Annotated in this window: 7 protein-coding genes and 1 pseudogene; all 8 read left to right on the forward strand. The window is 66.1% G+C overall.

Features of this window, described 5'->3' with window-relative positions; genetic code table 11:
* The first annotated feature begins 25 nt into the window (after nucleotides 1-25).
* Nucleotides 26-1321 (forward strand): ABC transporter substrate-binding protein, encoded by a 1296-nt coding sequence (locus FE811_RS24750; protein WP_140849170.1) that lies wholly within the window; start codon nucleotides 26-28, stop codon nucleotides 1319-1321.
* A gap of 67 nt (nucleotides 1322-1388) precedes the next feature.
* Complete coding sequence (locus tag FE811_RS24755; protein WP_140849172.1) at nucleotides 1389-2189, forward strand: ABC transporter ATP-binding protein; 801 nt, start codon at nucleotides 1389-1391, stop codon at nucleotides 2187-2189.
* Nucleotides 2186-2896, forward strand: a complete 711-nt coding sequence (locus FE811_RS24760; protein WP_140849175.1) for an ABC transporter ATP-binding protein — start codon at nucleotides 2186-2188, stop codon at nucleotides 2894-2896. Before FE811_RS24755 ends, FE811_RS24760 begins: the two co-directional genes overlap by 4 nt.
* A 3-nt stretch (nucleotides 2897-2899) precedes the next feature.
* Nucleotides 2900-3784 carry a branched-chain amino acid ABC transporter permease gene (locus FE811_RS24765; RefSeq protein WP_140849177.1) on the forward strand — a complete coding sequence of 295 codons (885 nt, stop codon included), beginning with the start codon at nucleotides 2900-2902 and terminating at the stop codon, nucleotides 3782-3784.
* 43 nt (nucleotides 3785-3827) lie between these two features.
* The gene (locus FE811_RS24770; protein WP_140849179.1) at nucleotides 3828-4853 is read left to right on the forward strand and encodes a branched-chain amino acid ABC transporter permease; all 1026 of its coding nucleotides are present in this window, start codon (nucleotides 3828-3830) and stop codon (nucleotides 4851-4853) included.
* On the forward strand, nucleotides 4850-6265 hold the full coding sequence (locus FE811_RS24775) for an amidase family protein (protein ID WP_140849181.1): 1416 nt from the start codon (nucleotides 4850-4852) through the stop codon (nucleotides 6263-6265). The genes FE811_RS24770 and FE811_RS24775 overlap by 4 nt, the downstream gene beginning before the upstream one ends.
* A 29-nt stretch (nucleotides 6266-6294) precedes the next feature.
* Nucleotides 6295-7230 carry a phosphotransferase family protein gene (locus tag FE811_RS24780; RefSeq protein WP_140849183.1) on the forward strand — a complete coding sequence of 312 codons (936 nt, stop codon included), beginning with the start codon at nucleotides 6295-6297 and terminating at the stop codon, nucleotides 7228-7230.
* A gap of 13 nt (nucleotides 7231-7243) precedes the next feature.
* Nucleotides 7244-7661: pseudogene (locus tag FE811_RS24785) on the forward strand (choline/ethanolamine kinase--aminoglycoside phosphotransferase); the annotation flags it as partial.

Raw genomic sequence — 7661 nt, forward strand, 5'->3', positions numbered from 1 at the left:
CGACACGCCACTTGGGGAATGCAGGATGAAAAGACGGCAACTTTTGACCGGCCTTGGCGCCGGCGGTCTCAGCGCGGCTGCGCTTTCGGCCCTGAATGCAGGCGCGGCCAGCGCACAGACCGGCGATCCGATCCCGATCGGCTCGGCGCTGCCGATGTCCGGCCCGGCTGCGGGCGACGGGATCGAGTTCAAGAACGGCCTCGAGCTCGCGGCGGAAGAGATCAACGCGGCCGGCGGCATCTTGGGTCGCCCGATCGAGATCCATATCGAGGACACGCGCGAGATGGGCACCGACCTTGTCGGCCAGGCCATGCAGCGTCTGATCGACCGCTACAACACGCCGGCCATCGTCAACGGCTACAGTTTGGGCGCCAATATGGTCGAACTGGACGTCGCCGCCGACAACGACGTGATCGTGCTGCACAACAACACCCAGATTGCGCATCAGGAGCGGGTGAAGTCGGATCCCGAGCGCTACTATGGCGGTTTCCAGACCGACCCGGCGGAATACTGGTACGGGCCGGGCTGCCTGACCTTCCTGAACGATCTGGTCGACTCGGGCCAATGGACCCCGGAAAACCGCAAGATCGCGATCGTCGCCTCGGCCGTGGAATATGCCATCGTCATCGGCAACGCGATCCGCGATCAGGCGGCCGATTTCGGCTGGGAGGTTTCGATCTACGAAACCGTGCCCTTCCCGACCAACCAATGGGGGCCGGTGCTGGCCAAGCTGCGCGAAGATCCGCCCGCCGCGATCCTGGTCACGCACTTCCTGGCGCAGGATCTGGCGCAGTTCATGACCCAGTTCCTGACCCAGCCCACGCCCAGCCTGATCTACATGCAGTACGGCCCGTCGCTGCCCGTCTTCCGCGAGATCGGCGGAGAGGCCATCAACGGCGTGATCTATTCCACCGTGATCGGCGGCCTGCCGGATGCCTTCGCCGAGAAGTTCCGCACCGATTACCGCGCCAGGTTCGGCGAGGCGGCCTCCTGGCTGACCGGGGCGCAGACCTATGACGCGCTTTGGATGTATTCCATTGCCGCCGCCGTGGCCGGCGGGGCGGGCGAACCCTTCAACGGAGATCAGGCGCGCAAGATTGCCGCCGTCCTCAAGGGCATGGTCCACCGCGGCATGAGCGGGTCCTTCCGGTTCAATCCCGAGGGGCTGGTCGTCTACAGCTATCCGACCGAGACAAACGACCCCTCGCTCGGCCTGCCGCACCAGTTCCTGCAGCATCAGGACTATCGCACCGATCCCAAGCTGATCGGGCCGCAGCTTTACGCGACCTCGAAGTTCCTGCTGCCGCCCTGGCTGTCCTGACCGTTCGAGCATGACCTTGGGCATGGGCGTTTCGCGCCCGTGCCTTGCAAGAGATGAAGGCCGCTCCATGACTGATATACAACCATTGCTGCACTGTGAGAACGTCACCCGACGCTTCGGGTCACTGGTCGCGGTGGACCGCATGACGGTCAGCGTCGCGAAGGGAGAAATTCTGGGCATCGGCGGACCGAACGGTGCCGGCAAGACCACCTTTTTTGACGTCGTCACCGGGATCACCCCGGCGTCGGACGGGCGGATCGTCTTCGACGGGCAGGACGTGACCGCGCTGGGCGCCGACCGGACCTGCCAGATGGGTATGGCACGGACCTTTCAGCTGAACGCCGCCTTCGACCACATGACCGTGCTCGAAAACGTCGAGATCGCTGCCTACTACGGCCGTCGCGCGCGCTTTCTGCCGGGCCTTCGGCTGGGGGCGGCGACGAAACGCGCCGCGTGGGATGCGCTGGATCTGGTGGGGCTGACCCACAAGGCCGGGATGACGGTGGCTGAACTGCCCGTTCTGGACCGCAAGCTTTTGATGATTGCCGGTGCCATGGCGACCGAACCGCGGATGCTGTTCCTGGATGAACCCGTCGGCGGCCTGAACAGCGAGGAAATCGATTTCGTCATGGATCTGGTCAAGCGTCTGGCCACGGGCGGGGTGACCATCGTCCTGATCGAGCACGTGATGCGCTTTCTTCTCGCGCTCTCCACCCGGGTGATCATCATGCACCACGGTGCGCAGCTTTTCGAAGGTCCGCCCCATGCGGTGGCCGAGAACGACGAGGTTGTCGAGGTCTATCTGGGCGAGGGCACCAAGAACCGGCTGAAAAAGCATTTCGGCCTGAACGCGGGGGCTGTGGCATGAGCGCCGTTCTGGAATTGGATCGCGTCCGGTCGGGTTACGAAGGGGTTGAGGTTCTGCGCGGCGTCTCCCTCTCCATCGCCGCCGGAGAACTGGTCACGGTCGTGGGGCCGAACGGCCACGGCAAGTCGACGCTGCTGCGCACGATTTCGGGACTGGTCCCCCTGCGGGGGGGAGAGATCCGGTTCGAGGGCGTGGCGCTGGACCGCCATGTTCACCACACCGCCGCCCGCGGGCTGGCCCATGTGCCCCAGGGCGACATGCTGTTTCCGCAGATGACGGTGCATGAAAACCTGCTGATGGGCGCGTTCCTCTGTTCTGACCGGGCCGAGCTTGACCGGCGCATGGACGAGGTGCTGACGCTGTTGCCGAAGCTGGCGGAACGGAGAAACCAGCCGGTGTCGACGCTCTCGGGCGGCGAACGGCGCATGGTGGGGCTGGGCCGCGGGCTGATGATGGGCGGCCGTCTGATGATGATCGACGAACCCTCGCTGGGTCTCGCCCCGATCGTGATCGAGCAGATCTACGAGGTGATCGCCGAACTGGGCAGGTCCGGCCGCACCATCCTGCTGATCGAGGAAAACCCGGCCCGCGTGGCCGATATCGCCGACCGTCTGTTTCTGCTCGACAACGGTGAATTCATCTGGTCCGGGCCGCCGGCCGAGCTTTTGGCCAGCGACGAACTCATTTCGGCCTATCTGGGGGGCTGACGCATGAATACCTTCTACGCCGTTCTTTTGTCGGGACTGACCGTCGGGGCGCTTTACGCCATTGCCAGCATCGGCTTGTCGCTGGTCTGGGGCGCGCTTGGGGTGCTGAATATGGCGCATGGCGCCTTGCTGACGCTGGGTGGCTATGTGGCCTATGGCGCGATCACCGGGATGGGCCTGCCGATGGCGGTGGGCATCCTGGCTTCGGTCGTCTTCGGTGCGCTGGCCGGCGGGCTGATCTACGTGCTGATCGTCCGCAACGTCCTGCGCCAGAGCAAAGCCGATTTCGAGGCCAATATCATGATCGCCACCGTCGGTGCCGCCATCGCGCTGGAAAACGGGATCCTGCTGCTCTTCGGTGGCCAACCGCTGCGCCAGCCGGTGACTGTCGGCGGGTCGTTCGAGCTGGGCCCGCTTATCGTGCCCTGGCAGAACTTCATCATCATGGCGGCCGCAGTGCTGTCCATGGCGGCGATTGCCTCGCTGCTGAACTACACCCGCATGGGCCGGGCGATCCGCGCCACCGCCCAGAACCGGGACGCCGCCCGGCTGATGGGGGTCGCCGCCGACCGTGTCTATCTGATCGTGGTGATGCTCTCGGGGGCGGTTGCGGGCATCTGTGGCCTGCTGCTCTCGTCCATGGTGCAGCTGTCGCCCTCGCTGGGCTACGATCCGATGCTGAAAGGCTTCATCATGTGCGTGGTGGCGGGGCTTGGCTCGCTGCCGGGGGCGGTGCTTGTCTCCTTCGGCCTCGCGCTGCTGGAAGCCTGGGTTCAATACGCCTTCGGCGCCCGCTGGGGCTTTCCCCTGCTGCTCTGCGCCGTCGTCGTGGTGCTGATCTGGCGACCCAGCGGCCTGCTGGGCAAGGCGCAAGTGAGGCGGATGTGATGGCGGTCCCCCAATTTTCAACGGCACAGAAGGACTCACACCTATGAGCAAGACTTCCGGGCGCACGGACCTGCTGATTGCCCTGACCCTGATCGCCGTGGCCGTCGCGGTCCCGTTCCAGATCGACAGCCGCTATGTGCTGGGACAGATCGTGCTGGCCTTGTTCTATGCCTGCATCGCGTCACAGTGGAACCTGGTCTTCGGTTTCGCGGGGATCTTCTCGCTGGCGCCGATCGCGATCTTTGCGGTCGGGGGCTATGCCACCGCCATGCTGTGCTTTTTCCTGGACTGGTCGGTCTGGGCGGCGCTGCTGCCGGCAGCGCTGGTGGCGGCCGTGTTTTCGGTCCTGATCGGGCTGGCCTGTCTGCGGCTGACCGGGGTCTACGTGGCGCTGCTGACGCTGGCGGTGACGCAGGTGATGTACCTGTTGATCGTGACGGATACGGAATGCTTCGTGCAGGTCGGATCGGTCTGCCGCCAGCTGACCGGCGGACCCGGCGGCTTCTCCCGTTTTGGCGACTTCGGCATGCGGCAGGTGTTGCGGGGCGACTGGATGCTGGGCAACTACGCCATCGTCTGTACGCTGTTCATCGTGATCATGGCGGTAACCTGGGTGATCCTGAAAGGGCCGATGGGCCATGCCTTCCGGGCGATCCGCGACAATCCGGGCTATGCCGTCGCCCGGGGCATCAACCGCTTTCGCGTGCAGCTTCTTGTCTTCGGCCTCTCGGCCTTCCTGACCGGGCTCGCCGGAGGCGTCTATGCCGCGCATTTCCAGGTGATCGGACCGACCATCCTGCAACTGCCGCAGCTGATGTTCATCATCGCCATCGTGGTGATCGGCGGCGTCGGCACCTTCTGGGGCCCGCTGGTCGGGACCCTGGTCCTGATGGGCGCGGACGAACTGATGCGCGAAATGGGCGAATTCCGCACCCTGGGCCTCGGCCTGATCATCGCCGCCTCTATCGTGCTGCTGCCAAACGGACTTGTGGGTCGGTTCCGCGACCTGATGCAATATGCTGGCCGTGACCGGATTGCCGGCCTGAAAACCTCGAAGGACATCGAATGACCCAGATTGCCGAACTGGCTGACCTGAGCCTTGCCGACCTGCAATCGGCGTATCGCGAGGGGCGCACCGGCCCCGTGGCCGTCACGCGAGCGATGCTGGATCAGGCGGCGGCCGTGAACGACACGCTTCACGCGCTTTATGACCTGCGTCCCGACGCCGCCATGGACGAGGCCGAGGCGGCCGAGGCCCGCTGGGCCTCCGGCACGCCGCTGTCCCCCGTCGACGGGATCCCGGTGACGATCAAGGACAGCGTGCCCGCGATCGGCATGCGCTGGCATCACGGATCGGCGCTGCATGGGGCAGGGATCCTCGGCAAGGCCGATGGCATCCCGACCCGCAAGCTGAAGGCGGCCGGGGCGATCATCCTGGGCAAGGGCACGATGCCCGACTTCGGGCTCAGCGGCTCGGGCGTCTCGGGCTCGCACGGGATCGTGCGCAACCCCTGGGGCACGGCCTGGAACACCGGCGGATCCAGCGCAGGGGGCGGTGCCTCCATCGCTGCTGGCGTCGGCATGATGTCGGTGGGCTCGGACATTGCCGGATCGGTGCGCCTGCCCGCCTGCCATTGCGGGCTGGCGGCGCTGAAACCCACGCAGGGGCTGATCCCGCATGCCCCGGCCTCGACCGTGCGGTCGGCCGGGCCGATTACCCGCCGCGCCGCCGACCTGCAGGTCTGGACCGCGCTCCTGGCCGGGCCCGATGCCGGCGACCGCTATTCCGTGCCGCTTCTGGGCACCGATCCCGCCCCGGGCTGGGAGAGGGACCTGACCGTGGGCGCCTGCGCCGATTTCGGCTTTGGCCCCGCGGTCGAACCGGCGGTGCAGGCGGTCTTCGACACGGCCCTGCAGGCGCTGGCCCGGATCGTCGGACGGACGAGGCGGGTGACGGCGTCCTACGGCTTCGACGCCTATCTGCCGATCGACGATTCCCTGAAGCTGCGCGGCTGGTACGAATACGCCGCCGCGGATGCCGAACATCGGGAAAAGGCCCCCGCCGAACTGGTCGACTGGTTCGCCGAGGCTGCGGACTGGACCCCCGCCCGCATCCGCGAATTCGAGACCGGTATCGAACGCGGCGTCGCCGGGACGGTCGCCCTGCTGGACGGGGTCGATTTCCTGCTGACGCCGGTGATGCCGCTGGTCAACTGGCCGGCCGAGGACCGCGGGCCCGTCTTCGGCATGCCGCTTCGTCACACGACCTTTACCGCCCCCTTCAATCAGTCGGGGCATCCCGCGATCTCGCTTCTTGGGGGCTTCGACGGGAACGGGCTGCCGGTGGGGGTACAACTGGTCGGCCACCGGCTGGACGACCTGCGGCTGATGGCGCTGGCCACGCTGCTGGAAACCGAACTGGGGGCGATGAAGGCCGCGGGCCGGAGCTGGCCCACGACACCAATCGTCAGCCATCGCTGACTTTGGCTGCAAATAGGAAGGATAACCTTATGTCCGACAGGAAGAGCCAGGCGCAGGGCTTTGCCGCAACGGCCCTGGGCGCCGCCCCCGAGAGCTTTGTCAACCCGCTGACCGTCCTGGCCTCGCCCGCCTGGCGCGGTATCGAGGGCGACATCTGGCGCGCCGGGGCAGGGGCCAAGACCGCCATCATCAAACAGTACCACCCGGATACCGCCTTCTATGTCGATCCCGCGAAAGCCATCGCCGCGGCGCGTCACGCGGGCGACACCGGTGCCGGCCCGGTCGTGCTGGCCGACGATGTGGACGCCGGCCTGATCGCCTTTGAAGCGCTGCCGGACACGTGGCGGTGCAGCGGCCTGCAGGATGCGGTCGTGCCGGAACTCCGCGCGGCCACCATCGCCGCGAAAAAGACCTTCCAGTCGGGCTCGCGTCTGGGTTTCACCGCATCGATCTTCGACGAGATCGCGACGCTGGCTGCCTTGGCGGCCCGGCTTGAGGCCCCGACCCATCCCCATCTGGCCGCTTTCCTGACGGTGATCGGCGAGGCCGGGGCGCGCATCAGGGCCTGCGACATGGACCTGAGGCCCTGCCACCGTGACGGCAACACCGCCAACCTGATGATCGGTCCCGACGCAGGGGTGAAGCTGGTCGACTTCGACCTTTCGGCCGACACCGACCCTTACGAGGACATCGGCTGCTGGCTCATGGAGTTCTTCGATTGCGAGCCCGAGGCCCGCGCGGGTTTTGAGGAATGGGAAGGCCGCTTCGATGAAGGCTTGTTCCAGCGCGCGATGCTTTACGGCATGGCGGACGATCTGCGCTGGGGCTTGATCGGGTCGATCATGGCGGTGACCTCGCCCCGCACCACGCTGGAATTCGCGAAATACGCGTCGTGGCGGTTCCTGCGCCTGTCGACCATGGCCCTTGGGTCGCAAGCCGCCGACCGTTTGCGCCGGGCCGCATGAAGGAGATCGAAAGATGAGTGCTGCAACCGAAGAACAGGTCACCCGTGCTATCGCCAGTGTGCCCGGCTGGACGCCCGAGACCGTGAAGGCCCGGCCGCTGGTGGGCGGACTTCTGAACTCGAACTGGCTGGTCGAGCATGAAGAGACCACCTATTTCATGAAGGTCTTCGGCGTCGGGTCGGAAAACTTCGTGAACCGGGAGCTGTCGATACAAGCCGCGCGCACCGCCAATGCGCTGGGCGTGGCGCCCGGCGTCGTCCATTACGACAGCGCAACCGGGGTCGAAGTGTTCGAGTTCCTGACCGATTACCGGGCCTCGACCAATGCCGACTTCGTCCGCAGGGATTTCATGTCCGCGGTGATCGGCCTGTATCGCCAGTACAACGCGGGCGAGGCGCTGCCGGTGGCTCTGTTGCAAATTATTCCTGAGT

It is taken from the genome of Paracoccus sp. FO-3 (genome assembly GCF_006386455.1).
GTDB lineage: Bacteria > Pseudomonadota > Alphaproteobacteria > Rhodobacterales > Rhodobacteraceae > Paracoccus > Paracoccus versutus.